Here is a 25643-nt window from a genome sequence, read left to right as displayed (position 1 = left end):
CTCCGGTGCGGCGGAATCGCGCCCTGCCCGCTGCTAACAGTTCGGACAGCGCCCAAATCGGGCCCAAGTCTGGCCCAAGTCTGGCTCAGCCGGGCTCAGTCGGCTTCTTCGGGGGCCTTGCCGGTGGGGACGACGGCGAGCAGGGTGCTGACCAGACGGGTGGCCGCCGGGTGGCCGGCCGCCGTCCGGCCGCGGCGGTGCCGGTCGATCACCTCGGTGAGCTCCTTGCCGAGCTCCTCGGCCTCGTCCTTCGTCAGCCACAGGCGGGCGCGGCTCATCAGGCTGATCCCGTCCCAGGGGTCGTCGGCGGACATCTCCTCGAACTGCTCCATCACCCGGTTCACGTTCGTGCGCATCATCGTCTGGCTCGCCAGCCGGCCCGCGCCGCTGGCCTGCGACGAGATGACCAGGCTGACCGCCGGCGCCCGCCACGGCCGCTCGCGACCGTCCGTGGTGTCGTCCGCGCGCTCGACGATGCCCCAGCGGGCCAGTGCCCGCAGGTGGTAGCTCGTCGCGGACGGGGACAGCCCGGCCAGCTCGGCGCACTCGGTCGCGGTCAGCACCCGGCCGTTGTAGAGCTCCTCGATGATCAGCTGCCGGGCCGGGTGGGCCAGGGCGCGGATCGCCCGCGGATCGGTCAGCACCAGGCGCTTCTTCTTCGCGGCCACGGCGACAGCGTAGCCGGTCCCTTGACCGCGGCATATCTGAAGCATTAACTTCATAGTTGTGAAGCAATCACTTCAGACTTCGATCTGGTCCTTCCGCGATCTCCGCCTCGTGCTGCCCGCCCGCGCCCTGTCGTACGCCGGTGACTCGATCGCGCTGATCGCCCTGATGCTGCGGGTTTCCGGTGACGGCGGGCCGGGTGCGATCACCGCGCTGCTGCTGGCCTTCGCCGTACCGACCGTGGTGATGATCCCGTTCGCCGGCCGGATCGTGGACAGCTACGACTCGCGGACCGTGCTGGTCTGGTCGTCGCTGCTGCAGGCGGCCGCCGGGGTCGGCCTGGCGTTCTGCCACGGCCTGGCCGCCACGCTCGCCCTGGTCTGCGTCCTGCAGATCGGCCAGGCCGTCGCCGGACCCGCGTGGGGCGCCCTGATCCCGCGGATCGTCGGCGAGGACCTGGTCGGTCGCACGACCGGCACGAGTCAGGCCTTGATCGGCGTAGCCACTCTCGCCGGGTCGGCCGTCGGCGGCGTACTGGTCGGCTGGTCCGGTGATCGCGGGGCTCTATTGGTGGATGCCTCGACCTTCCTCGGGTTGGCGCTCGTCGCCCGGGTAGTCCGGACCCGCCGCAGCCCCGAGCCGGGCGCAGTACGGGAGCGCGGTGCACTGATGGCCGGCTTGCGGAGTATGTTCGCGGACCCGCTGCTGCGGATCCTGGTGCCGGCGCTGTGGGTGTTCGTCCTGGTCGGAGAGGCCGTCAACGTGGTCGAGGTCTTCCTGATCACGGACGAGATCGGCCTCGGCCCGAGTGGGTACGGCGGCGTCCTGGCGGCCCAGGGGGCCGGAGCGATCGCCGGTGCTTGGTTCACCGGCCGGTTGCGGACCGACAACGCCCGCTCACACGCCGTCCTCGCCGGTACGGCGGCGATCGGGTTGTCCTGCGTCCTGATGGGCCTGGCCGGCGGGGTGGTTCCGCTCGTGATCGGCGCTGTCGCGGTCGGATTCGGCAGCGGCATGCTGAATGCCGCGACCAGCACGCTGGTGGTGACCAGGTCGGCGGAACTGGTCCGGGGCCGGGTGATCGCCGCGCTGGGCGGCACCGCCCGTGCCTGCAGCCTGCTGGCCCTTCTGCTCGGCGGCCTGGCCGGCTCCATCTTGGGGCCGCGGGCAACGTTCGTGACCGGCGGCACCGGCTGCGCCGTCGCGGCGGTGGTCGCCGCAGTACTCCTGATTCGGGCCGGGAGAGGGGCTGCGGGTGGCCGTCCCGGGCAGGCGGAGCAGGGCGGCCCGCCTTCGGCGGTACTAATGGATTCGGTCGAGAGGGGAGTCAGTCACTAGCCTTTGGGGCATGACTGAGCCACGTGAGAACCCGGTGACCCCCGACAGCGGGCAGGACGACCTGCCCGAGCAGATGCGGGTCCGCCGGGAGAAGCGTGACCGGCTGCTGGCCGAGGGGGTCGAACCGTACCCGATCACGGTGCCCCGGACCCACCTGCTGAAGGACCTGCGAGCCCGGTACGACGGCCAGGAGCTCGAGCCGGACACCAAGACCGGTGAGCAGGTCTCCGTCGCCGGCCGGGTGATCTTCCTGCGCAACACCGGCAAGCTCTGCTTCGTCCGGCTGCGCGAGGGCGACGGCACCGAGCTGCAGGTGATGCTGTCGCTGGCCGACGTCGGTGAGGAGGAGCTGGCCCGGTTCAAGGCGCTGGTGGACATCGGCGACCTGCTGTCCGTGCAGGGCGAGGTGGTGACGAGCCGCCGCGGCGAGCTCTCGGTCCAGGCGACCGCCTGGCAGATGGTCGCCAAGACGCTCCGGCCGCTGCCGAACGAGTACAAGCCGCTGAGCGAGGAGTCCCGGGTCCGGCTGCGCTACGTGGACCTGATCGTCCGGCCGGAGGCGCGCGACATGGTCCGCATCAAGGCCGCCGTGCTGAAGTCGCTGCGCGCCACCCTGGACGCCCAGGACTACGTCGAGGTCGAGACGCCGGTCCTGCAGTTGACCAACGGCGGCGCGGCGGCCCGGCCGTTCCGGACCCACCTGAACGCCTTCGACCAGCAGATGCTGCTCCGGATCGCGCTCGAGCTGGATCTCAAGCGCGCGATGATCGGCGGCGTGGACCGGGTCTACGAGATCGGCCGGACCTTCCGCAACGAGGGACTCGACTCCACTCATGCCGCGGAATTCTCGATGCTGGAGGCCTATCAGGCCTACGGCGACTACAACACGATGAAGACTTTGCTTCGTGATCTGGTCCTGAATGCGGCGGAGGCCGTGGGCCGCACGGTGGTGACCGGACGTGACGGTTCCGAGATCGATCTGAGCGCGCCGTGGCGCGAGGCGAGCGTATTCGACCTGATCTCCGAAGCGGTCGGTGAACCGGTGGACGTGACCACCGACGCGGCCGCCCTGACCAAGCTCGCCGAACAGCACCAGGTCGAGTTGCAGCCGGGCTGGAATGCCGGCGAGATCGCGCTGGAGCTGTACGAGAAGCTGGTCGAGCACACCCTGATCCAGCCCACCTTCGTGCAAGACTATCCCGAGTCGGTGCGCCCGCTGGCGAAGCCGCACCGGTCAATTCCCGGGCTGGTCGAGGCTTTCGACCTGATCATCAACGGGGTCGAGCTGGCGCCGGCGTACTCGGAGCTCAACGACCCGGTGATCCAGCGTGAACGCCTGGTGGCACAGTCGTTGCTGGCCGCGGCCGGCGATCCCGAGGCGATGGACCTGGACGAGGATTTCCTCCGCGCGATGGAGTTCGGGATGCCGCCGGCCGGCGGGATGGGGATGGGCGTCGACCGGCTGGTGATGCTGTTCACCGGGGCCGGTATCCGCGAGACGATTCTCTTCCCGCTGCTTCGTCCGGAGTGACCTGATTGGCCGCTGAGAGCCGCCGATAAATCGGACCCGGGGACCGTTGCATAGCACAACCAACGGCCAAATCCATTCCCGGGTCCGATTTTTGTGCCGGACCGTCCTGCAGCCGGCTGAATACCGATGGTCACGACGGATGCGTTGCGTCGCCGGGTGCGGAGGTTTTAGTCACATCTTTCGGTTACATTGTGCCTGTTGAATGACACGGTGCCGGTTTGTGCGGTACAAATCAGGAGCAACAATTCCGCACGTTGATTGTGCCCGGTGGCGGGCGCGGAAAGGACTGTCATCGATGGCGCAAAGGGTCCAGGTGGTTCTCGAGGACGATCTCGACGGCGGTAAGGCCGACGAGACCGTGTCCTTCGGTCTGGATGGCTCGACGTACGAGATCGACCTGTCCAAGAAGAATGCCGCCAAGTTGCGTGACGCCCTGGCCGCCTACGTCGGAGCGGGGCGCCGGGTCACCGGCCGCCGCGGTGGCGCCGGCGGCCGTGCGCGCGGACGGGGCCGGTCCGCGACCGACTCCGCCGACATCCGCGCGTGGGCCAAGGACAACGGCTACGAGGTGAGCGAGCGGGGTCGTATCTCCGCCGAGGTGCGGGCGGCGTACAACGACGCCAAGTAATTCCCCGGACTGCGGTCCCGGCGCCAGCGATGGTGCCGGGACCGTCCGCATTCCGGCCGTTTCACACTGTGGACACGACGGGGACCGCCACGGCGATACCGGCCCGCGCGGATAGCTGAGCGGACAGGGAACTCCAAGAATTCGCTGGTGGCGAACACCGGGCGCGGCGGGAACACCGGGCCCGGTACAGAGGTTGTTCCCTTGTGATCCCCAGTTGGCGGCCGTACGAGAGGTCGCAGCTTGTTCGCTGAGAGCGAGCCTGTCGGTGCCGGGGACTAGCATGCATGTACGGGGGTCGGCCTATACGGCACGTCCGACTCCTCTGAGGCAAGGAGCGCTTTGGCGATGTTTGAACGATTTACGGACCGCGCCCGTCGGGTAGTCGTCCTGGCCCAGGAAGAGGCCAGGATGCTCAGCCACAACTACATCGGGACCGAGCACATCCTGCTCGGCCTGATCCACGAGGGTGAGGGTGTCGCCGCCAAGGCTCTCGAGAGCCTGGGTATCTCGCTGGAGGCTGTCCGCTCTCAGGTCGAGGAGATCATCGGCCAGGGGCAGCAGGCTCCGAGCGGGCACATCCCGTTCACCCCTCGCGCCAAGAAGGTACTGGAGCTCTCCCTGCGTGAGGCCCTGCAACTGGGCCACAACTACATCGGCACCGAGCACATCCTGCTCGGCCTCATCCGCGAGGGTGAGGGCGTCGCCGCGCAGGTCCTGGTCAAGCTCGGTGCGGACCTGAACAAGGTCCGTCAGCAGGTCATCCAGCTGCTGAGCGGGTACCAGGGCAAGGAGACGGCGTCCGCCGGCGCGCCCGCCGAGGGTGCGCCCAGCAGCTCCTTGGTGCTCGACCAGTTCGGCCGGAACCTCACCCAGGCCGCCCGTGAGTCCAAGCTCGACCCGGTGATCGGGCGCGAGAAGGAGATCGAGCGGGTCATGCAGGTGCTGTCCCGGCGGACCAAGAACAACCCGGTCCTGATCGGTGAGCCGGGCGTCGGCAAGACCGCGATCGTCGAGGGCCTGGCCCAGGCGATCGTGCGTGGCGACGTGCCCGAGACCCTGAAGGACAAGCAGATCTACACGCTCGACCTCGGCGCGCTGGTGGCCGGGTCGCGCTACCGCGGTGACTTCGAGGAGCGCCTGAAGAAGGTGCTGAAGGAGATCCGCACCCGCGGCGACATCGTGCTGTTCATCGACGAGATCCACACTCTCGTCGGGGCCGGCGCGGCCGAGGGCGCGATCGACGCGGCGAGCATCCTGAAGCCGATGCTGGCCCGTGGTGAGCTCCAGACGATCGGCGCCACCACCCTCGACGAGTACCGCAAGTACGTCGAGAAGGACGCCGCGCTGGAGCGCCGCTTCCAGCCGATCCAGGTGGCCGAGCCCTCGATCGCGCACACGATCGAGATCCTCAAGGGCCTCCGGGACCGCTACGAGGCGCACCACCGCGTCACCATCACCGACCCGGCCCTGGTCGCGTCGGCGCAGATGGCCGACCGGTACATCTCGGACCGCTTCCTGCCGGACAAGGCGATCGACCTGATCGACGAGGCCGGTTCCCGGTTGCGGATCCGCCGGATGACGGCTCCGCCGGACCTGCGCGAGTTCGACGAGAAGATCGCGAACGTGCGCCGGGAGAAGGAGTCGGCGATCGACGCCCAGGACTTCGAGCGGGCGGCGAGTCTTCGTGACGACGAGAAGAAGCTCATCAACGCGAAGGCCGAGCGCGAGAAGCAGTGGAAGGCCGGCGACATGGACGTCGTCGCCGAGGTCGACGAGGAGCTGATCGCCGAGGTGCTCAGCACCGCGACCGGCATCCCCGTCTTCCAGCTGACCGAGGAGGAGTCCTCCCGGCTGCTCAAGATGGAGGAGGAGCTGGCCAAGCGCTACATCGGCCAGACCGACGCCGTCAAGGCACTGTCCCGGTCGATCCGGCGGACCCGTGCGGGTCTGAAGGACCCGCGCCGGCCGAGCGGCTCGTTCATCTTCGCCGGTCCGTCCGGTGTCGGTAAGACCGAGCTGTCCAAGGCGCTGACCGAGTTCCTGTTCGGTGACGAGAAGTCGCTGATCAGCCTCGACATGTCCGAGTACTCCGAGAAGCACACGGCCTCACGGCTGTTCGGTTCGCCTCCCGGGTACGTCGGCTACGAAGAGGGCGGCCAGCTGACCGAGAAGGTGCGCCGCAAGCCGTTCAGCGTGGTGCTGTTCGACGAGGTGGAGAAGGCCCACCCGGACATCTTCAACTCGCTGCTGCAGATCCTGGACGAGGGTCGTCTGACCGACGCCCAGGGCCGCGTGGTCGACTTCAAGAACACCATCATCATCATGACCACGAACCTGGGTACTCGCGACATCTCCAAGGGCAGCCTCGGCTTCTCGCAGACCAGCGACACCTCCGGCTCGTACGAGAAGATGAAGGCGAAGGTGACGGAGGAGCTCAAGCAGCACTTCCGCCCCGAGTTCCTGAACCGCGTCGACGAGATCGTGGTCTTCCACCAGCACGACAAGGAAGCGATCGTCAAGATCGTCGACCTGATGGTCGCGCAGGTGGAGGAGCGGCTGAAGGACAAGGACATGGGCATCGAGCTCACCCCGGCGGCGAAGGCACTGGTCGCCGACCGTGGCTTCGACCCGGTCCTGGGTGCTCGCCCGCTGCGTCGCGCGCTGCAGCGTGACGTGGAGGACGTGCTGGCCGAGAAGATCCTGTTCGGGGAACTGCGTCCCGGCCAGATCGTGCTCGTCGACGTCGCCCCCGAGGGCACCGTCAGCGAGGACGGCGTGCCGGAGTTCTTCACCTTCAAGGGCACCCAGAAGGCCGCTACCAGCCCGGACCTGGAGCTGACCGAGATCGCCGGAGGTCCCTCCGGCCTTCAGGACACCTGATCCAGGCTCTGGCCTAGGCAAACCGAAGGGCTCCGCGGAAACCAGTCCGCGGGGCCCTTCGCCGTACTCAGGCGCGGTGACAGACCGCGCAGCGGCCGCGACAGTCATTGATTCCTCCGGCTTCACGTGCTTCCACGGTCGCGCCGGAGGTACCTCTGCCGCCTCGGTCCCACGGGTGGTGCCGCTCCCTCCGCCGAGTGATTCAGCGGGCGTTGCGCAGCCGGGTGACGGCTTCTTGGAGGGCCTCGTCGGTGGGGCGGGGCTGGTGGGTGCGGGAGGCGATCAGTTGGGCGGTGGCGGCGAGGAGCCAGGTGAAGCCGGTGATGGCGGCGAGGGCGGGGCCGGGGCCGGGCCAGGAGTCGCTGAGCGAGCCGAGGTCGCGTGCCTGCCAGGAACCTGCGATGAAGAGCATGGCGATGAGCGCGGTGACGGCTGCTGCCGCCTGGCTGTAGATGCTCGAGGAGGAGGCGGGCTTGGTGGGGTCACGCCGAGGGGGAAGAGCCAGCGCGAGGATCGAGGTGATGAGCCCGGCCAGCCAGGTGAGGGCCACCGATGGCTGGGTCTCCAGGCCGAGTTGCCAGACCGAGAGGCCGAGTCGCCGGCTGAAGGTCCACGGGAGCAGCAGCGTGACACCGGCCGCTAGTGCGGTCAGCAGAGTCACTCGGCCGAACCAGCGGTGCTGAGAGATCGCGAGCGCCTGCTCCGCGGCGTCCAGTCGGCGCGGGAGTTCCTCGTCGGGTAGCAGGTCGCTCATCGGGTGGGCTCCAGGCGGACGACGTCGGTGCCGAGTTCGAAGTACAGGGACTTGCCGATGACGGTGACCTGGTCGGCGGCCTGCGGGACGCATTGGGCCGGTCCGGCGATCACGGTGACCTTGCGAGGCCCGTCCACGCGGACCAGGTGGCTGCCGTCATACCCCCAGAGCTTCCCGTCCGGGCCGGCGAACCAGTCGCCGTCGGTGGTCCACTGGTCGGCGGCGACGCCGGTCGCGGTGATCGGCCAGCCGGAGGCCGCCCCGCCGAGCAGCGTGGTCGCCTTGCCGTCCTGCGAGACGTGGACGAGCCGCTCGCCCAGGACCATGGCCGCGTCGCCCGACCCGAGCTGGACCAGACCGTCCTGCTTCAGGGTGCCCTTCAGCTGGATGCGGCTCACCTGCGGGCCGGGACCGTAGAAGTTGTAGAACTGCCCGCTGATCGCGGTGACGAGCCTGCCGCCGGCAGCGGCCGCGAACTCCCCACGCTGGTCGGGCGCGACCGGCCGAGGATCGCGCACCGCCTCAGCCCCGGCGGCCGTCCAGTGCACCGCTACTTCGGCCGATGGCTTGCTCTGGCCGGCCACCGTCCACCACACACCGCCCAGCCCGTCCGGAGCCCACGCGTGCGCCGCATTAGGCACCCGGAGCCGAATGAGCTTGCCTTGGGCATCTAAACCCAGCTGCATGCCAGCGCCCGGAACCGCCTTGCCTGGCAGCCCTTCTGCGGTCACCGCTGGTTCCGCAGGCTGCACTGTCGGCAGCACGGTCGCCCTGTACTGCGTATTGCCATCCGCAGGCTTCCGGCGATCGCAACGAGCTGTTGGCTCGGGTGCAGCCGGGTAGGAGCCGGCTGAGGCCGCCGCGTCGGTGATCTCGAGGATCTGGTCCCCACCGCCCGGCGAAACCCCGAGCAGGACCGACCCGTCGGGCCGGGCCTCGATGCTGTCCACGCCGGCGGTTCCACCAGGCAGCTCACGCAGTACGCCGTCCGGAGTGATCACGGAGGTCGGGGAGCTCCCACCGAGCCACAGGTTGCCCCGAACGTCCACGCCGAACGCCTCAACCGTCAGGGAGGAGCTGGCCGCGTCCTTGCTCAGCAGGCAGCCGGCGGGAGAGACCCCGGTGAGCTGCTGCGGCACACCGCCAGGCCTGAGCATGGCAAGACCCGTCTGGCTGGTCCTCCAGGCCGTAGTGCCGTCCGGCCCGGTGGAGACGGCATTTCCTGGTCCGCCCGGTCCCGGATCGACCAGGAAGTCCTTGAGCGCCATGCCGCGCCGGAACTCGTTCGCCGGGATCTGCCAGGTGCTGGTCGATCCCCAGATCACCACCGAGCGATCCGCGTTGCGGTGAGTCATCGCAGGCCCTTGCCCGGTCGCCAGCACGTCGACGTCAGGTGTCACGTAGTAGCTGCCGTCGGAGTTCTTGTGGCTCAGGCTGATGTCTGCGGCAACCAGAGTCAGCGGGACCGAGAGGATCGCCCAGGGACGATTCCCGGGACCGCCGGCGAGCAGGACCATCCGGTTGTCCATCACCCCGAGCAGTGCGGGCGGAGTCACCCCATGGCTCAAGGCGACCCGCGGCAGCGCCACTCCGTCGCGGTACTCGAAGAGCGTGGAGCCTTCCGAGCCGGTCCGGCCGAGCAACCACTGGCCCGGCGTACCGTCGAGTGTTCCGGCGATGGAGTCCAGCGGGTCCGATGTTCCGATGGCGACGCGCATGCCGAGCCGGTCCACCAGTTGGCCGCCCTGAAGATCCAGTAGCCGATGCGGAGCCCCCGCCGCCACCACAGGCCGGTACTCCGGTGCTGCCGCGGCCGGTACGAACAGCCCGGCTGCAACGGCGGCCAGGCCGGTCACCGCAACCAGCACCAGGCGCAGGGTCCACCCGGGCGCGCGGCGGCGTACGGAGTGGGCTGTGGCGGCCGCACCGACAGCAAGAAGCAGCACCCCGAACGCCAGAGCGAGCCAGGCTCCGACGCCCACTCTGTAGCCGACTCCGTCGGAGAGCCTTGGCGGTAACTGCACGAGGGCGCTGAGGACACCGGCCACGACCAGAGCGCCAGTGGCGACCGCTGTCACGCGAAGGACGAGGTGGGCCGGCTTCGGCACGATCAAGGTGGCGACGGCCGCGCAGAGTGTCGCCAGCGCAGTCACTGCGAGCACCATTGCCCAGCCCTCGGCGGACGGGATCTCCCAGAGCTGGACGCGGGCCACGCCGGCCTCGGCGCCGGTAGGTCCGAGCGCCACCGGGTCGAGCAGATCACGCCAGGGGAGGACCGTCGACGCCAGCAGCAGTGCGGCGAGTGCGCCAGTCAGTACCGGCTCGATCGTTGTCCTGAGGTCGGCCGAGTTCTCGGCGACGGGGCCTAGGCGAAGGAAGGCGGCTCGCAGATCGGACTGGTCGAGCGGTTCGTCGGATGAATTTTCAGTAACATCCGCCGGCGCCGCGAGCAGGCGCGGCGGAGCCGGTGAGCGCGTCGCCCAGAAGGCCGCGATCGAGCTCGCCAGGCCCCCGCAGACCACGACGCCGATCACAGCCGGTGAGGTCGCGCAGCCCGTTCTTCCCTGGGTGGCAAGGCCGACCCAGGCGGTCGCGGTGACCACCACGAGGGCCACTGCGCCCCAGCCGCGAACCTGCGGCCGAAGCCAGATCCTGTCCGCACACAAGCGATCCGCGAGCAGCAGCGCCAGCACTGTGACCGGTACTGCGAGGGCGGCGCCCCGTCCGTTCACCGGCTGGGTCGTCGCGCGCCAGAGGTAACAGCCTGTGCTCGCGGAGCCGGGGATCAGCACGGCCACAGTGGCGGCGACGGCGAGACACGCGAGGGCTGCACTTTGCCACTGTGTTCGTCGTAAGGTCCTCCGGTGCTGTAGCTCCTCGGTCCGGAGCAGAGCCGCCGCGGCTTTCGATTCGGTGGGAAGATCGCGCAACGGCATGAAAAGAAGTTACCCGGCTGTCGATCTCGCTCGTTGTAGCTGCATGACCACAGGTTTCGGACCCGGACTGTTGGAGAGGGGGCCGGAGATGGAATCATCTCCTCGCATGGACGCCCCGCGTCTCTCTCTGACCCAGGAACCGGTCCCCGACGCCGGTTCCTTTGGCGTGCGGCAAGCGGGTGGCGTACTCGAGCGAGCGCAGCGGATCGCGGACACTCTGCGGGAGCAGGCGGAGCACGAGAACGACAGCGCCCTGGCGGAGGCGGAGCGGATCCGCGCCGATGCCGAGCGGGTCCGGGTCGCGGCGGAGCAGGTCGCGCAGAAGCTGCGGGACGACGCCGGCTCGGCGGCCCAGCGGCTGCTCAACGACACCGAGCGGGCCGCGGAGCAGCTCCGGTCCGAGGCCGAGGCCGATGCCGAGCGGGTCCGGCGCGAAGCCAACGCCGAGGCGGATCGGCTGCTCGAGGAGTCGACGGCCGCGGCCCAGCGACTGCGCAGCGAGTCCACCGCGGCGGCCGAGCGACTGCGGTCCGAGTCGGTCGCGGAGGCGGAGCGGGTCCGGTCGGCAGCCGAGGGGGAGGCCGAGCGGCTGAAGCTGGAATCGGAGAGCGCGGTCGAGCAGCTGCGCAGTACTGCGGCAGCCGGGGTGGCCCAGCGCCGATCCGAGTCGGAGGCGGCCGCCGAGCAACTGCGGGCCGAGTCCCACGCGGCGGCGGATCGGCTCCGGCAGGAGTCCCAGGCCGCCGCGGACCGGCGGCTGGCCGCGGCCGAGGCGGAAGCGGCCCGGCTGAAGGAAGACGCCGACGAGCTGGTCGACGAAGCCCGGCAGGCCCGCGAGTACGCCGCGCAGGCGGTCGAGCGCGCGAGCCGCGAGGCGCAGCAACTGGTCGCCGATGCCGGCGAGCAGGCCGCCCTGGTCTCCCAGGCCGCGGTGAACAACGAGGCCGAGCTGATCGCCCGGGCCGAGTCGGAGGCGAGCGAGCTCCGTACCGCGGTCGAGCGCGAGGCCGAGTCGGCGCGCGAGCGGGCAAGGGTCGAGATCGCCGACGCGCACGCCGAGATCGAGCGGCTGCGCGGTGAGAACCGGGCCGAGCTGGAGCGCCGGACCGCCGCGCTGGAGGAGACCGAGCGGGCCAAGCTGGCCGCGATCTCGCTCGAGATCGACAGGCTCCGGGCCGCGGCGGTCGAGGAGATCTCGGCGCGGAAGGCCGAGGCCGAGGAGGCCAACGAGCGCCTGATGGCCGACGCCCGGGCGCAGGCGAAGCTCGTCATCGACAGCATCGAGGCCGACCGGCGGACCGCGTCCGCCGAGGCGCAGCGGATCGTCGAGGACGCCAACCTGGCGGCCGAGACCGCCCTCGCGGAAGCCGAGAAGCAGACCGCCTGGAGCAAGAAGACGGTCGACGACCTGGTCGCCGCGGCCGAGCAGGAGGCCCGGGGCATCCGCGACCGGGCAGCGATGGACGTGGCCGAGGTGGCCCGGCAGAAGCGTGCCCATCTGCGCCGGGTGGTCAGCCGGACGACCAGCCGGCTCAAGCAGACCCAGACCGCGATCGCCAAGGAGAACGCCGAGCTGACGGCGCTCGCCGAGACGACGCTGAGTTCCGCCAACCAGCAGGCGGAGGCGACGCTGGCCGCCGTTACCCAGCAGGCGGAGAAGGTCACCTCCCAGGCGCAGGGCAGGGCGGACCGGCTGAAGGCCGCCGCCGAGGTCGAGGCCAAGGAGATCGTCACCCGGGCGAACCGCCGGGAGGCCGAAGCGCAGGCCAGCACGCAGGTGCTGCGCGAGCGCGCCGCCAAGGATCTGGCCGACGCGCAGCGGCAGTCGCACGAGCTGATCCGCAAGTCCCGCGCCGAGGCCCAGGGCCTCGAGGCGCAGGCCCGCGAGCACGCTGACGAGCTGCGCGCGCAGGCCCGTAAACTTCTCGCCGACGCCGAGGCGAGGGTCGCTGCGCTCAACCAGCGCCGCGACGAGATCACCAAGGAGCTCACCCAGCTTTCGGGTGTGATCGAGGCACTCGCTATCCCTGGGTTCCACGCAGGTGGTGGAATGTCCGGTAGCGAGGGTTCCACGGGGGAATCAGGATGAGGACGTGACAGTCAGATCCTTGTCAGTGACAATGTGTGATCCACCCACCCACCGAAGTGAGCATCAGAAGACATGAGCAGTGAAGCCCCAACCCCGTTCCGCACCGTTCTGCGTGGCTACGAGCCTGCCCAGGTGGACCAGCACGTTCGTGAGCTGACCACCTCGCTGACCGCACTGCAGCAGCAGTCCGAGCAGCTGCAGCGCCACGTCCAGGAGCTGCAGACCCGGACGGACGCGGCCGAGTCGGCCGTGATCACCGCCCAGGAGGACAACAAGGACCGCACGCCCACGTTCACCGAGTTCGGTGAGCGGGTGGCGAAGATCCTGTCGCTGGCCGACGACGAGGCCCGCGATCTGGTCACCCGGGCCCGTACCGACGCCGAGGCGATCGTCGCCGACGCCGAGGCGCACGCGAAGAAGGTCCGCAAGGAGGCCGAGCAGTACTCCCTGGACTGGAAGAGCGAGGTGGACGCCGAGGCTGCCCGCATCCTCGAAGAGGCGCGCACCCAGGCCGACGACATGCGCGACGAGGCCGAGCGCGACGCCACCGCGCGCCGTAGCGAGGCCCAGGCGCTGTACGAGCAGGAGCGGGCCAAGTCCGCCCAGGCAGCGGCCGCCTTCGAGACCACCCTGGCCGAGCGCCGGGGCAAGGTCGAGCAGGAGTTCGCCGCCCGGACGGCCCTGGCCGAGCAGCAGCTGGCGGCGGTCACCGACCGTGCGGCCCAGGTGCAGCGCGAGGCCGACCGTTCCCGCTCCGAGGCGGAGCGCCTGGCCCAGCAGCAGCTGGCCGACGCCAACCGTCAGGCGCAGGAGATCGTTGCCGCCGCCAAGGACAAGTCCGAGCGGATCCGCGCCGAGTCCGAGCGTGAGCTCGCGGCCGCGACGCAGCGCCGCGACAGCATCAACGCGCAGCTGACCAACGTCCGGCAGATGCTGGCCACGTTGTCCGGCAGCCCGGCGATGCCGCTGGACCTGCTCACCGACGACGACGCCGAGGCCACGGCGAACGGCAGCAAGAAGAACTGAGCACTAACCGCTGAGGCCGGCTCCCGGGGCAAACCACCCCGGGCCGGCCGCCAGCACCTCGCACCGGACCCGCACCCGCCGGCCCGGTTTTTCTGATGCTCTTCTCCGCTCTCGGAGTCAGGCCGGCAAGGCGTAGCGGTTCCGGGGGAGCGGATCCACCAGGCCGTCCGCGACCAGGCCGTCCAGGGCCCGCTCGCGCTGGAGCTGGTCGGGCCAGCAGGCGTCGAGGTCAGCCTTGGCGACGGCGCCGGCCGCGGCCCGCAGTACGGCGAGGAGGCGGCCGCGAGCCTGGCGGTCGGTGCCTTCGTAGGTCTGGCCCTTGCGCGGCGGCCCGGAGTACTGCGGACTGCCGGCCAGGACCCATGCGCACTGACTGCGGATCGGGCACTCGGCGCAGCGCGGTGTGCGAGCGGTGCAGACCAGCGCACCCAGTTCCATCGTCGCCACAGCCCAGCGAGCCGCAGTGGGCTCGTCGTCAGGCAGCGCGGATACCGCGAGCCGCTGGTCGGCCGCAGTCGGGGAGATGCTCGGCTGAGCAGTGCCCGTGAGTGCCCGGGCGAAGACGCGGCGCACGTTGGTGTCCACGACCGCGTGCCGCTGCCCGAAGGCGAACGACGCGATCGCGGCGGCCGTGTAGGTCCCGACGCCCGGCAGCGCGAGCAGCGCCGCGTGGTCGTCCGGTACTTCGCCGCCGTGCTGCTCCACGATCGCCCGAGCCGCCGCGTGAAGCCGCAGGGCGCGCCTGGGGTACCCCAAGCGGTCCCAGGCCCTCACAGCCTCACCTGGCGCCTCTCCGGCCAGGTCTGCCGGCTTCGGCCACCGCTCCATCCAGACCTCGTACGCCGGGAGCACCCGGGCAACGGGGGTCTGCTGCAGCATGAACTCGCTGACCATCACCGCCCAGGCGCCGGCCGAGGGGTCGCGCCAGGGCAGCGTGCGGGCATTCGCCGCGTACCAGCGCAGGACGGGCCCGTGCAGGGCTGATGCGAGCGAGAGCGGCGAGTCTGACATGGCGAGCACAATCCTGACATTAGGGTGCGAGCATGAGCAGCCTGCTCCGACCTGTCGGGCATCTGCCCGCCAGCGTCTACTGGTTCCGGCGCGCACTCGTGCTCGTCGTGCTGGTGGTCGTCCTGGTGGTGCTGGTCCGCGTGATCGGCGGAGGCGGTGGCGATCAGCAGAACACCGCGGCTACCGACCCCGGGCAGAGCCCCAGCACCCAGCCGACCGTCGTACCGACTTCCACGCCGTCGGGCCCGGCCAGTACGAAGACGTCGGGCGGCAAGACCTCGGAGCCGGGCAGGACCTCCGGGACGGCGAAGACGTCAGAGCCGCCGAAGGACGTGACGTGCACCGGCAGCGACGTGAAGATCGACGTGCTGCCGGCCGGCAGGTCGCTCGCGCCGGGTGCGTCGCTCAGCCTCGCGATCCAGTTGAGCGCCGTCGGGGACGAGTGCAAGGCGACGGTCGATCCCACCCGGCTGTCGTTGACGATCACCTCGGGCAATGACCAGATCTGGACCACGACCCATTGCGGGCAGGCGATTCCGCGCGCCACCCTCGTCCTTGCCAAGGGCAAGCAATCCACCACGACGGTGCTCTGGAACGGCCGCCGCTCCGGCCCCGGCTGCCTGCCCGGCCAGCCGCAGGCGAAGTCGGGAACCTATGTGGCCAAGGCCGTCTACGACGGCCGGGCCTCGACCGAGCAGGCCTTCCGGATCATCTAGGGCATCGGATCCCTACGCTGCTTCGGCTTTCGCGGTGGCCGTGTCGGCCGGCCGCTCGAGGTACTTGGGCTTGGTGAAGAACAGCGCGGCGATCAGGCCGATCACCAGTACTGCGGCGGGCAGCATCAGCGACTGTGCCATCGCGTCGCTGAAGCCCTGGTGCAACGCCTCCGGCAACTTGCCGCCACCGCCCTCGGCTGCGGCTGCTCCCCCCGGCACCATCGGCAGGTTCGCCGCCAGCCGCGCCTCCATCAGTACGGCGATGCCCGCGCTGCCCAGCACTGCCCCGACCTGACGGGTGGTGTTGTAGACGCCCGCGCCCGCTCCGGCCTGGTGCATGGGCAGGTTCCGCGTCGCGGTGCTGCCGATCGGCGCCCACATGAACCCGTTCGCGACACCGAGCAGCGCGATCGGCAGCAACAGTTCCCAGATCGGGACCGTCGGCTCGATCACCTGGCTGAGCCAGAACAGCGACACCGAGCAGCACAGCAGGCCGAACCCGGCGATGAACCGTGGCGGCGCCTTGTCGGTCAGCCGTCCCACGAACGGCGCCAGCGCACCCGAGATGACGGCCATCGGCACCAGCAGCAGCGCCGACCGGGTCGGGCTCAGCCCGCGCACGGTCTGCGCGTACAGCATCAACGGGAACGCCATCGCGGTGATCGCGAACCCGACTGTGGTGATCGCGGTGTTCGCCAGCGAGAAGTTGCGGTCCTTGAACAACGACAGCGGCAGCAACGGCTCGGTCTTGATCCGCGCCTGCCAGACCAGGAACAGCGCGATGAACACCAGGCCGGCGATGATCAGCGACCAGACCGACAGCGGTCCCTTGATCTGACCCCAGTCGTACTTCTGTCCCTCCTGGATGCCGAACACCAGGCAGAACAGGCCGACCGTGCTCAGCGCCACCCCGACCAGGTCGAACTTGTGCTCGTGCGTCGGCAGGTCCGGCACCAGCCGCCAGGCGAGCACGAAGCCGACCACGCCGATCGGTGCGTTCACGAAGAAGATCCACTGCCAGCCGAGGCCGTCGACAAGGACGCCGCCGAGGATCGGGCCGACGAGGGTCGCAACACCCGCGGTCGCACCCCACAGGCTCATCGCGCGGCCGCGCTCGTTCGGCGGGAAGACCCGGGTGATCACCGCCATCGTCTGCGGCGTCATCATCGACGCACCCAGGCCCTGGAACACCCGCGCGACGATCAGCATCTCGATCGAGGTGGTCAGGCCGCACCAGACGGATGCGAGGGTGAACAGCGTCAACCCGGCCAGGTACAGCTTCTTCGGGCCGACCCTGTCGCCGAGCCGCCCGGTGATGAGCAGCGGTACGGCGTACGCGAGCAAGTAGGCGCTCGTCACCCAGACGACCGTGCCGACGTCGGAATGCAGTTCGTTCAGGATCGCGGGCGTCGCCACCGAGACGATGGTCGTGTCGACCAGGATCATGAAGAAGCCCAGCACCAGGGCCCACAGTGCGGGCCACGGCCTCACGTCGGGGCTCAGCTTTTCTTGCTGCGGTACGGCCATGGCAGGTCCTTGCTCTCAATCCGGTTGACGATGGTCTGGAGCCAGTCACGCTCGGCGACGGCTTGGGTGCGCAGGTAGTCGGCCACGAACCAGTACGCCTCTTCGACGTCCTCGGTCCGGACCCGTTCGATCGTCGCCTCGATCTCGTCCACCTGCTTCTGCAGTAGTTCGAGGCGCCGGTTCAGCACCCGCACGGTCTCGTCGGCCGGCAGGTTGTGCGCCTCGCTGAGCGCCACCGGGAAGAGCGGGTACTCGTACACCGGGGTCTCGATCGCGTCGCTGATCCGCCGGCGCAGGGCGGCGTTCCCCTCGGCGGTGATCGCGTAGGTGGTGCGCTCGGGACGGTTCCCGGCCCTCTCGGTGCCGGTCGCCTCGACCAGTTGCTGACCGGCCAGCCGCTCGACCGTGTGGTACACGGTGCCCAGCCGGACCTTGATCAAGCGGTCCTCCTCGCGGCTCATCAGCACCTGGAACATCTCGTAGGCGTGCATCGGCCGCTCGTTCAGCAGGGCCAGCACGGCCATGCCGACGGGAGTCAGCTCCGTCATCGTCCTCCGCCTGGAATAGTCGGCGTGAATTGATCCACGTGGAGTATTACTCGCGCGACGGCGGTCACGCAAGCCTTGAGTGGACGCGGAAACGCGGCGCCGGCTGAAGCTCAGCCGGCGCCGCGTTCGCAGTACGGGAGGTCAGACGTAGCGTTCGAGGATGCTCGACTCGGCCAGCCGGGACAGGCCCTCGCGGACCGTCCGGGCGCGGTTCTCGCCGACGCCGTCGACCGTCTGCAGGTCGTCGATGCTGGCGGCGAGGAGCTTCTGCAGGTGGCCGAAGTGCTCGATCAGGCGGTCGATCACCGCACCGGGCAGGCGCGGCACCTTGGCCAGCAGGCGGTAGCCGCGTGGGGTGACCGCGGCGTCCAGTTGCTCGGCCCCACCGAGCTGCAACGCGCGAGCCACCTGGCCGATGTCGAGCAGATCCGTCGGGCTGACCGCGTCCAGCTCCAGCAGTACGTCGTCCGCCGTCTTGGGGCGACGCCCACTGGCCGGTGGCAGGTAGTCCCGCACGACCAGTTCGCGTTCACCCGCGACACCGGCGACGAGCTCGTTCAGCTGGAGGGTGAGCAGGCGTCCGTCGGTGCCGAGCTCGACGACGTACCCGTCGATCTCGGTGGCGATCCTGCGGACCATCTCGAGCCGCTGCGCGACCGCGGCCACGTCGCGAACGGTGACCAGGTCCTCGATCTCCAGCGCGGACAGCGTGCCGGACACCTCGTCGAGGCGGAGCTTGTAGCGCTCCAGGGTGGCGAGCGCCTGGTTCGCCCGGGACAGGATCGCGCCGGAGTCCTCGAGCACGTAGCGCTGGTCGTCGACGTACAGCGCGATGATGTGCATCGACTGCGACACCGAGATCACCGGGAAGCCGGTCTGCCGGGCGACGCGGTCGGCGGTGCGGTGCCGGGTGCCGGTCTCCTCGGTGTGGATCGACGGGTCCGGCATCAGGTGCACGGCGGCACGCAGCATCCGGCTCATGTCGCGGTCGAGGATGATCGCGCCGTCCATCTTGCTGAGCTCACGCAGACCGGTGGCAGTGAACTCCACCTCGATCTCGAACCCACCGGTCGAGATGGAGTCGACCACCTTGTCCTGTCCGAGGACCAGCAGGGCGCCGGTACGGCCCCGCAGGATTCGTTCCAGGCCTTCACGCAGTTCGGTACCGGGAGCCACGGCGGCGAGGGTCGCGCGCATCCGGGCGTCGGTGCTGTTCTTGTCGGAATTCGGGGCCACGGTCCCTGAGTCTATGCGGCTCAGACGTGCGTTGTGACCGACCCGCCTGCTTTCCGGCCACTCGTGCGACGGCGATCGGGTCGCATCTACGAACGCCCGTGCATCAGACCGTGCAACCGCTCGTGCACACGTGAAATCAGGGCTTTCCTGCTCCCGAACGTGATCGGGCGTGCCAGCTTGCGACGAGCGCGCGGCGGTCCAGAGGAGCAGGCTCGGGATCTCTACTGAGGTACATGCCGAGCACAACCGCTAAGCCCGCTATGGCGGGCAGCGCCGGCCATGGCCGCCCTAGCGGCAAGACTGCGAACCCCACACCACCAACCGCGGCTCGCAGCGTTCAGGGGCAGCGGATGATCTGGCCGGCGTAGGAAAGGCCGCCGCCGAAGCCGAACAGGAGGACGGGGGCGCCCACCGGGACCTCGCGCTTCTCGACCAGCTTCGACAGCGCGATCGGGATGCTCGCCGCGGAAGTGTTGCCGGACTCGATCACGTCGCACGCGACCACCGCGTTGACCGCGCCGAGGCGCTTGGCCAGCGGTTCGATGATGCGCAGGTTGGCCTGGTGCAGCACGACGCCGCCGAGTTCCTCGGGAGTGACGCCGCCCTTCTCGCAGACCTGCCGGGCGATCACCGGAAGCTGCGTGGTGGTCCAGCGGAAGACGCTCTGCCCCTCCTGGGCGAACTTCCCGTCGCGGCCCTCGATCCGGACCGCTTCCGACATCTCCGGCACCGAACCCCAGACGACCGGGCCGATCTCCGGCTCCTCGGTGGCGACCACCACGGCCGCGCCGGCGCCGTCGCCGATCAGGACGCAGGTGGTTCGGTCGGTCCAGTCCGTGAAGTCGCTCAGCTTCTCGACCCCGATCACCAGCGCCTTGGACGCGGCACCCGCCCGGATCGCGTGGTCGGCGGTGGCGAGCGCATGGCTGAACCCGGAGCAGGCCGTGTTCACATCCAGCGCCGCCGGGCTCCCCAGCCCGAGCCGGGCAGCCACCCGGGCGGCGATGTTGGGGGAGCGGTCGATCGCGGTACAGGTGGCGACGACGACCAGGTCGATCTCGGCGGTGTCGAGACCGGCGTTCGCGATGGCCTTCTCGGCCGCCCGCCAGGCCATCTCGTCCACCTGCTCGTCCGGCGCGGCGATCCGGCGCTCGCGGATCCCGACCCGACTCTGGATCCACTCGTCGTTCGTCTCGACCATCGTGGCCAGCTCGGCGTTGGTGAGCACTCGCTCCGGCTGGTAGTGGCCGAGGGCGACAACTTTCGAACCGGTCATCTCGAGTGCTCCTCAGGGGTCGGGGCCGGCCTGGGTCGGAGGCCGGTTGGGGGCGCCCACCAGCCTACGTTCCGGTTTCCCGCCGCACGGACACCCGTCTCACCCCCCGTACTGCGGCACGCGCGTCGGTGCGGTCTCGTCGGGGATGTCAATGCCGGCTGGTCGAGTCCGACCGGGAGGTGACAGCGATTGGTTCGAGGTTTCAGGAGTGCGTCATGCGGAAGATCATCCAGTTCGTTCACACCTCCCTTGATGGCTACATCGAGGGACCGAACGGGGAGTTTGACTGGCCTCAGTTGGGGCCGGAGTTGGAGGAGTATGGGCGCGAGCTTCACGGGCGGGCCGACACGTTCCTCTATGGGCGGGTTACCTGGGAGATGATGTCCGGCTTCTGGCCGCAGGCGGAGTCGATGTCCGATGATCCCCACGACCTCGCCTTTGCTCCCATCTGGCGCAAGACGCCGAAGGTGGTCGTCTCCACCGGCCTCACCCACGCCGACTGGAACACCACAGTCATCAACCGCGACGTGGCCGCGCGGTTGACCGCGATGAAGGAGCAGCCCGGCGGCGTCATCATCCTGACTGGCGGGAGCACCCTGGCCGGCAACCTGACGGAGCTGGGGTTGCTGGACGAGGTGCAGATGGTTGTCCACCCTGTGGTCCTTGGCGGCGGCAAACAGCTCTTCAAGGAAGGAACCCCTCGGCACCCTGTGGATCTGCTCGAGTCCCGCACCTTCGACGGTCGAGTAGTCCTCCATCGTCATGCGCCGTCGGTCAGAGGGTGAGTGCCGGTGTGGTCGACGCGGAACTTGAAGCCGTGCTTGGTGGTCCATTGCAGGGCTCCGTCGTTGAGGCGGTGGACTGTCCAGTGGCCGTGGGTTTTGACCCGGTGGCTGTAGCGCCGTAGCGGGGTGAGGTTGGTGGTGCTGGTTTGGCGTGGTGGTCGGTTGGCGTTGAAGTTGTAGGGCTGGATGTGGTCGAGGTCGGTGCTGTTGGTGGTTTCGGTGGTGCCGTAGGGGAATTGTTCGATGGGGTGGGTGAGTTTGATGTGTTCGCGGATGCGGCGGGGGATTTCGTAGGCGTCGACGCTGATCTTCTTGTTGAGGTCGATGACGGGCTTGACCACGATCTGGTCGTGGCCGAGGAGTTCTTCCAGGCGGTTGGCCAGGACGGGGCCGAAGCGTTCGACGCGGGTGATGCCGCCGCCGGCGAACAGGGTCTGGTCGGTGATGTGCACGTAGAGCGTCGTCCGGGCCGGCTTGCGCCCGCTGCCGCTGCCGGTGTCCCTGCCGTTGCCTCGGGTGTGGTTGCTGTAGGCGCCTTGTTTGATGGCGGCTAGTTTCTGGGCGAGTCCGCGGCGCGCGGCAGCATCCATCCCCGCGCCGGGTGCTTCGCCCGGGCCGGTGTGGTCGTGGTGGCTGCTGCTGTCGGTGCTGTGGGTGCGGTGGGTGGGCGCTGGTGGTGGTTCGGAGAGTAGGTCGAAGGCCGGCTCGCTGGGATGTGGCCCATCACGGTCTGCTTCGTCGTCCACGCCCGGCTCGTCCGGGGAGACCTGGTCTCGGGCCGTGGGTTGCGCTGCCGGGGTGTTGGTGAGGTGGTGGGTGACGGCGAGGAGTTCGCGGGCTAGGTCTGGGTCGGCGAGGATGCCGATGGCTTTGGCGCGGCGTTGGTCGAGGGGGTCGGTGTCGCCGAGGTCGGCGAGGGCGTCAGCGACCTGGGCGAGGGTGGTGTTGAGGCGGATGATGTCGCCGGTGGCGGCTTTGACGTACAAGGTGGTGGTGCCGTGTTCGTCGGTGCGGCCGGGCCAGACACCGCGTTCCTTGGCCTTGGCCTCGGCGGCGGCTTGGGCGGCTTCGGGGTCGGCTCGCCACAGGGCGGCGCGGACGATGTTGGCGATGCGGTGCGGGGTGACGGTGTCGACGATGGCGGCGAGTTCGGCGTCGACGATCGCGGCGGCCTGTTCGGACAGGTTGAGGCAGGCGGTGGCGATGGTGCAGGCTTTCCAGGCGGTGGCGTGCTCGGAGCGGACCTGGGCCCAGATCCGGGGCAGCCGGTGGCGCAGCGCGAGGGCCTGGCCGAAGAACGCGGCCGCGGAGCCGGTGGAGCGGCCGGTGACGGCGCCGAACTCGGCGACGGCGAACTCGGCCACCGCCGGGCAGCCCGGTCCGCCGTAGACGACGCCGCGTTCTCCACCAGGGACGGTCTGGTCGCCGCGGAGCGTGGCCGGGTCGGGGTGCAGGTCGGCGAAGTGCAGGGCCAGTTCGAGCAGCTCGACGTCGGTGCGGTTGCGCTGGGCGTGCAACCGCGCGGCCGAAGCGAGCGTCTCGGCCGCGCTCAACTCGGCTACATCACGGGGCACATCACAGGCGAACATGCGTTCGATACTACTGTGACTGATGAGGGCAGTGCAAATCGAGAAAGTGCCGAAAACCCTTATCCACAAGGGAAAAGTCGCGCTCAAGTAGCGGAGGAAATCGGGTATGCGTGGGCTAAGGACTGCGTAGTGGAGTCAGCTCCAGCGCGGGTCAGGCGATGCCGGCGGCGAGGACGGCGGCTCGGATGTCGCCGGCGGCGAAGACCCGGAGGCCGTATTTGGCTTGCATGTCCATGGGCTTGAGGTCTTTGCCGCGGTTGGGGGTGTCGGCGGGAACGATCGCCTTGGTGAAGCCCAGGCGTGCGGCCTCGGCGAGGCGTTTCTCCAGGCCGCCGACGCGACGGACCTCGCCTGCCAGACCGACCTCGCCGATGGAGATGAGGCCGGGGTGGATCGGCTTGTCCATCACCGAGGACGCGACCGCGATGGCGACTACGAGGTCCGCGACCCGAGTTTTATCAATTTAGTGTGCAGTGCTCGATCTGTTGGTGAGTGCGAGTGCGTCCGTAGGTCGGGTGGGAGGGGTCTTCGGCGGTGAGGATCTGCTGGCCGGCGCGGATCTCGACGGTGCGGTAGCGATGGGCAGTGCGGACGGACCTGTTGATCGACCAGCCGGTGCGATCTTCGGTCAAACGGTTCGCCGCGAAACCGATGCTCAGGTTGGCCTCGATCGAGTCGTGTTCGCCGTGGTAGATCGGCCGGGCATGGAGGTCGTGCTTGGACATGCGGAAATCAACGGGAACCCAGTCGCGTCGGTGAGCAACCCGATCGTGATCTGCGGCCTTAGCCGGCATTCCTTGGAGAACCCGGGCTCGCGGAAACCATCACCGGTGTCGGGCTCGAGGTACAGCGTTGCTCACGTCGTACCGCACCATTGATGCCCGCTCGAGCGCCGCGTGCTTGGCGCACACGCCGCCGCGAGGCCTCGCAGCCACGACTGGTCGGCATACGCCGGCATCACGGTGGTCCGTGACGCGGTCAAACAAGTCTCGTCGTACCGGCCGGGGACCCGGCCCCGGGCGCAAGGTGCTGATCCGCGCTGACGGGGTACAGACTCGCTCGTCAGTGCTGTTGCGACCAGGTTCGTTCGAAGTGTCGCATGAGTGCCGGATAGACGATCGCGTAGCGGAACGGCTTGATGAACGCCATGTACGCCTTGCCGAAGGTGCCGCGGGGTTTGACGTAGACGGTCATCTGCGCCCGGTATCGGCCGCTTCCCTGGTCCGCCCAGGCCAGGTGCATCACTCCGTACATGGTTCGGTTGGAGATTTCCTGGGCGAGTTCGGTGCGGGTGCGGTACAGGGGCCGGAACGGCTTGTCGGTGACCTGCGATGCTGGGGACTTGTCGCGGAGGTCGTCTGGGAGCCGCGCGAGCAGCGACGGTTCGCCGGTGCCGGGAACCGGTGGCCAGGCGCCGGCGGCGTCTGCGGATGTCGAAACGCGCCCGAGTCCGAACGCGCGTCCGAGCAGGTCGCGAATGCCCCACAGCAAGCGCACCGGCAGCGGCGCGGACGCCGGAAAGTCGAGGGTTTGCTGCGTCTTGATGACGGCTGGAAAATCGTGCGCGCCGCCCTCGATGGGAAGGGCCCAGACGTCCTCGACGTCGAAGTCGGGCACGATGTCGTCGATGATCCAGTCCTGGGTCTTCAGCACGTCGTTGGGGAGTCTCATCGGTCTTGCGTTCCTTTCGCGCAGAGGGCGCGGATGGGGCGGATCAGCGGGCGGTAGAACGGCCGGATCAGCCGTCCCGGGATGTGGCCGTGGCGCTCCTCGTGCCAGACCCGAGCCCGGGGATGGCCCTCGATCAGCCGGCCGATGATGCCTCGATCGAGGCGATGTGCCGGGAGCGTGGAACACACCTCGACCAGGCACAAGTGCTTGATGCTCATGTAGCCGTACTGGGCCGGGCTGACCAACCGGATCGGCGCGCCGTGATCGCCGCCGAGTGGGCGCCCGTTCACCCGGTCCGCGAGCAGGACGTCGTCCGCCAGCGCGTCCTGCGGCTCGACCACGGAGTTGATCCCGTCCAGACCCACGAACGTCAGGTGGCTGACGGAGACCTCGGAGTCGAGCGCCGGCTCGACGAAGGCGCGAAAGAAGTCGGCGAACCGCACCCCTTCCCATCGCAGGTCGGTCGCCGTCCAGCCGGAGACGCAGTGGAAGTCGGCGACGATCTCGCGCCGCGGCAGCGTGGCGAGCTCCGGCAGCCGCACCTCCGACGGCTTGCGCACGACGCCGCTGATCGCGATCACCGGAGCGTCTGGCACCGCGGGCGGCGGCCGGTGCAGGTGCGTGCCAAAGCGCGGGAATCCCTCGACGCGGCGTTGTCCGGGCGGAAGTGGCAACATCACGGACCTCCTTCACCGACCGACGGTCGGTCACCGACTTGCAGTCAGTCTTTTATGCTTGCCGGGTGACTGTCAAGAGGCTGCGGGAACGGCAGGCGGAGGCGACCCGGGAGCTGCTGGTCGGGATCGCGCGCGAGCGGTTCGTCGAGCAGGGCTACGCGGCGACCGCGATGGACGACATCGTCCAGCGCGCGGGTCTCGCGAAGGGCGCTCTTTACCACCACTTCAGCGGCAAGGACGCGCTGTTCACGGCGGTCTACGACGTGGTGCTGGACGAGACCGCTGGGGCGGTGATGGCCGCGGCCCTGGCCGAGGAGGATCCGTGGGCCGCGGTACGAGCGGGCCTGTCCGCGTTCCTCGACGCCTGCCTGCGCCCGGCGTTCCGGCGGATCGTGATCATCGACAGTGTGACCGTGCTGGCCGCCCGCGCGTGGGAAAGCGGCACGGAAGGCGTCGAGCTGCCAATGCTGCGGACCGTGCTGACGCCGCTGGTGGACAGCGGCGCGTTGCCCGGTGTCACACTCGACGCGCTGGCGCACCTCGCACTGGGCGGTCTCTACGGCTCAGCCCTCTACATTGCCCGTGCCGCCGACCCCGAGGCCGCCCGTGTCGAGGCTGACGTGGTGCTGGACGTCGTCCTGCGCGGCGTGCGGGCGGCGACCACCTAATTAGTGCGCAAATCGAGACAGCCGAGCCACCAAACCCCGAGGTCACAGGGCTACGCCCGCGCCAACCCCGCCTCGGTGATAAAAGTCAGGT

21 protein-coding genes and 2 pseudogenes are annotated in these 25643 nt (G+C 69.3%); 9 read left to right on the top strand and 14 right to left on the bottom strand.

Going from position 1 to position 25643, the window contains the following annotated elements:
* Positions 1-95: 95 nt before the first annotated feature.
* Positions 96-668 carry an ArsR/SmtB family transcription factor gene (locus ACFPJ1_RS03605; protein ID WP_380101359.1) on the bottom strand — a complete coding sequence of 191 codons (573 nt, stop codon included), beginning with the start codon at positions 666-668 and terminating at the stop codon, positions 96-98.
* A gap of 58 nt (positions 669-726) precedes the next feature.
* Between ACFPJ1_RS03605 and ACFPJ1_RS03600 the strand changes: the two genes are divergently transcribed.
* The 4 genes from ACFPJ1_RS03600 to ACFPJ1_RS03585 all read left to right on the top strand — a co-directional run bounded on the left by ACFPJ1_RS03600 (position 727) and on the right by ACFPJ1_RS03585 (position 7043).
* On the top strand, positions 727-2004 hold the full coding sequence (locus tag ACFPJ1_RS03600; RefSeq protein WP_380101358.1) for an MFS transporter: 1278 nt from the start codon (positions 727-729) through the stop codon (positions 2002-2004).
* A 10-nt stretch (positions 2005-2014) separates the two neighbouring features.
* Entirely contained in the window at positions 2015-3535 is a 1521-nt protein-coding gene (lysS, locus tag ACFPJ1_RS03595; protein ID WP_380101357.1) for a lysine--tRNA ligase, read from the top strand.
* A 295-nt stretch (positions 3536-3830) separates the two neighbouring features.
* Positions 3831-4163, top strand: coding sequence for a histone-like nucleoid-structuring protein Lsr2 (locus ACFPJ1_RS03590; RefSeq protein ID WP_380101356.1), 333 nt, complete (start codon positions 3831-3833; stop codon positions 4161-4163).
* 345 nt (positions 4164-4508) lie between these two features.
* The gene (locus tag ACFPJ1_RS03585) at positions 4509-7043 is read left to right on the top strand and encodes an ATP-dependent Clp protease ATP-binding subunit (RefSeq protein ID WP_380101355.1); all 2535 of its coding nucleotides are present in this window, start codon (positions 4509-4511) and stop codon (positions 7041-7043) included.
* A 202-nt stretch (positions 7044-7245) separates the two neighbouring features.
* On the opposite strand, the gene ACFPJ1_RS03580 is transcribed toward ACFPJ1_RS03585, so the two are convergent.
* Together ACFPJ1_RS03580 and ACFPJ1_RS03575 are read right to left on the bottom strand one after the other, a co-directional pair.
* The gene (locus ACFPJ1_RS03580) at positions 7246-7797 is read right to left on the bottom strand and encodes a hypothetical protein (protein WP_380101354.1); all 552 of its coding nucleotides are present in this window, start codon (positions 7795-7797) and stop codon (positions 7246-7248) included.
* Complete coding sequence (locus tag ACFPJ1_RS03575) at positions 7794-10529, bottom strand: hypothetical protein (protein ID WP_380101353.1); 2736 nt, start codon at positions 10527-10529, stop codon at positions 7794-7796. Before ACFPJ1_RS03575 ends, ACFPJ1_RS03580 begins: the two co-directional genes overlap by 4 nt.
* 310 nt (positions 10530-10839) lie before the next feature.
* Between ACFPJ1_RS03575 and ACFPJ1_RS03570 the strand changes: the two genes are divergently transcribed.
* The gene (locus tag ACFPJ1_RS03570) at positions 10840-12822 is read left to right on the top strand and encodes a kinetoplast-associated-like protein (RefSeq protein WP_380101352.1); all 1983 of its coding nucleotides are present in this window, start codon (positions 10840-10842) and stop codon (positions 12820-12822) included.
* 72 nt (positions 12823-12894) lie between these two features.
* Positions 12895-13848, top strand: coding sequence for a coiled-coil domain-containing protein (locus tag ACFPJ1_RS03565; RefSeq protein ID WP_132284441.1), 954 nt, complete (start codon positions 12895-12897; stop codon positions 13846-13848).
* A 117-nt stretch (positions 13849-13965) separates the two neighbouring features.
* On the opposite strand, the gene ACFPJ1_RS03560 is transcribed toward ACFPJ1_RS03565, so the two are convergent.
* Positions 13966-14859 carry an HhH-GPD family protein gene (locus tag ACFPJ1_RS03560; RefSeq protein ID WP_380101351.1) on the bottom strand — a complete coding sequence of 298 codons (894 nt, stop codon included), beginning with the start codon at positions 14857-14859 and terminating at the stop codon, positions 13966-13968.
* A gap of 32 nt (positions 14860-14891) precedes the next feature.
* Between ACFPJ1_RS03560 and ACFPJ1_RS03555 the strand changes: the two genes are divergently transcribed.
* Positions 14892-15575, top strand: coding sequence for a hypothetical protein (locus ACFPJ1_RS03555; RefSeq protein WP_380101350.1), 684 nt, complete (start codon positions 14892-14894; stop codon positions 15573-15575).
* 12 nt (positions 15576-15587) lie between these two features.
* Here the strand turns inward: ACFPJ1_RS03555 and ACFPJ1_RS03550 are convergent, their stop codons facing one another.
* The 4 genes from ACFPJ1_RS03550 to ACFPJ1_RS03535 all read right to left on the bottom strand — a co-directional run bounded on the left by ACFPJ1_RS03550 (position 15588) and on the right by ACFPJ1_RS03535 (position 20162).
* On the bottom strand, positions 15588-17102 hold the full coding sequence (locus tag ACFPJ1_RS03550) for a DHA2 family efflux MFS transporter permease subunit (protein WP_380101349.1): 1515 nt from the start codon (positions 17100-17102) through the stop codon (positions 15588-15590).
* Positions 17075-17650, bottom strand: a complete 576-nt coding sequence (locus ACFPJ1_RS03545) for a PadR family transcriptional regulator (protein ID WP_380101348.1) — start codon at positions 17648-17650, stop codon at positions 17075-17077. The genes ACFPJ1_RS03550 and ACFPJ1_RS03545 overlap by 28 nt, the downstream gene beginning before the upstream one ends.
* 141 nt (positions 17651-17791) lie before the next feature.
* Positions 17792-18886, bottom strand: a complete 1095-nt coding sequence (disA, locus tag ACFPJ1_RS03540) for a DNA integrity scanning diadenylate cyclase DisA (RefSeq protein WP_380101347.1) — start codon at positions 18884-18886, stop codon at positions 17792-17794.
* Positions 18887-19223: 337 nt separating this feature from the next.
* The gene (locus ACFPJ1_RS03535) at positions 19224-20162 is read right to left on the bottom strand and encodes a beta-ketoacyl-ACP synthase III (protein ID WP_380101346.1); all 939 of its coding nucleotides are present in this window, start codon (positions 20160-20162) and stop codon (positions 19224-19226) included.
* Positions 20163-20377: 215 nt separating this feature from the next.
* On the opposite strand from ACFPJ1_RS03535, the gene ACFPJ1_RS03530 reads away from it, so the two are divergent.
* Entirely contained in the window at positions 20378-20947 is a 570-nt protein-coding gene (locus ACFPJ1_RS03530) for a dihydrofolate reductase family protein (protein WP_380101345.1), read from the top strand.
* On the opposite strand, the gene ACFPJ1_RS03525 is transcribed toward ACFPJ1_RS03530, so the two are convergent.
* The 6 genes and pseudogenes from ACFPJ1_RS03525 to ACFPJ1_RS03500 form a co-directional block, all read right to left on the bottom strand.
* Positions 20923-22536 (bottom strand): 13E12 repeat family protein, encoded by a 1614-nt coding sequence (locus tag ACFPJ1_RS03525; protein ID WP_380101344.1) that lies wholly within the window; start codon positions 22534-22536, stop codon positions 20923-20925. The genes ACFPJ1_RS03530 and ACFPJ1_RS03525 overlap by 25 nt on opposite strands.
* Before the next feature lie 151 nt (positions 22537-22687).
* Positions 22688-22999, bottom strand: a complete 312-nt coding sequence (locus tag ACFPJ1_RS03520) for a S16 family serine protease (protein ID WP_380101512.1) — start codon at positions 22997-22999, stop codon at positions 22688-22690.
* A pseudogene (locus tag ACFPJ1_RS03515) lies at positions 22995-23267 on the bottom strand (hypothetical protein); the annotation flags it as partial. The pseudogene ACFPJ1_RS03515 and the gene ACFPJ1_RS03520, both read right to left, overlap by 5 nt.
* Positions 23268-23269: 2 nt before the next feature.
* Positions 23270-23512, bottom strand: a pseudogene (locus ACFPJ1_RS03510) (IS1634 family transposase); the annotation flags it as partial.
* Between the two features lie 86 nt (positions 23513-23598).
* Positions 23599-24189, bottom strand: coding sequence for a DUF2867 domain-containing protein (locus ACFPJ1_RS03505; RefSeq protein WP_380101343.1), 591 nt, complete (start codon positions 24187-24189; stop codon positions 23599-23601).
* 14 nt (positions 24190-24203) lie between these two features.
* On the bottom strand, positions 24204-24884 hold the full coding sequence (locus ACFPJ1_RS03500; protein ID WP_380101342.1) for a molybdopterin-dependent oxidoreductase: 681 nt from the start codon (positions 24882-24884) through the stop codon (positions 24204-24206).
* Positions 24885-24949: 65 nt separating this feature from the next.
* Here ACFPJ1_RS03500 and ACFPJ1_RS03495 point away from each other — a divergent pair, with 65 nt between their 5' ends.
* Complete coding sequence (locus tag ACFPJ1_RS03495) at positions 24950-25552, top strand: TetR/AcrR family transcriptional regulator (protein WP_380101341.1); 603 nt, start codon at positions 24950-24952, stop codon at positions 25550-25552.
* Positions 25553-25643: the final 91 nt, after the last annotated feature.

The sequence above is a fragment of the Kribbella qitaiheensis genome (assembly GCF_042657745.1).
In the GTDB taxonomy this organism is placed as follows: Bacteria; Actinomycetota; Actinomycetes; order Propionibacteriales; family Kribbellaceae; genus Kribbella; species Kribbella qitaiheensis.
This window is presented reverse-complemented; position numbering and strand designations above follow the sequence as displayed.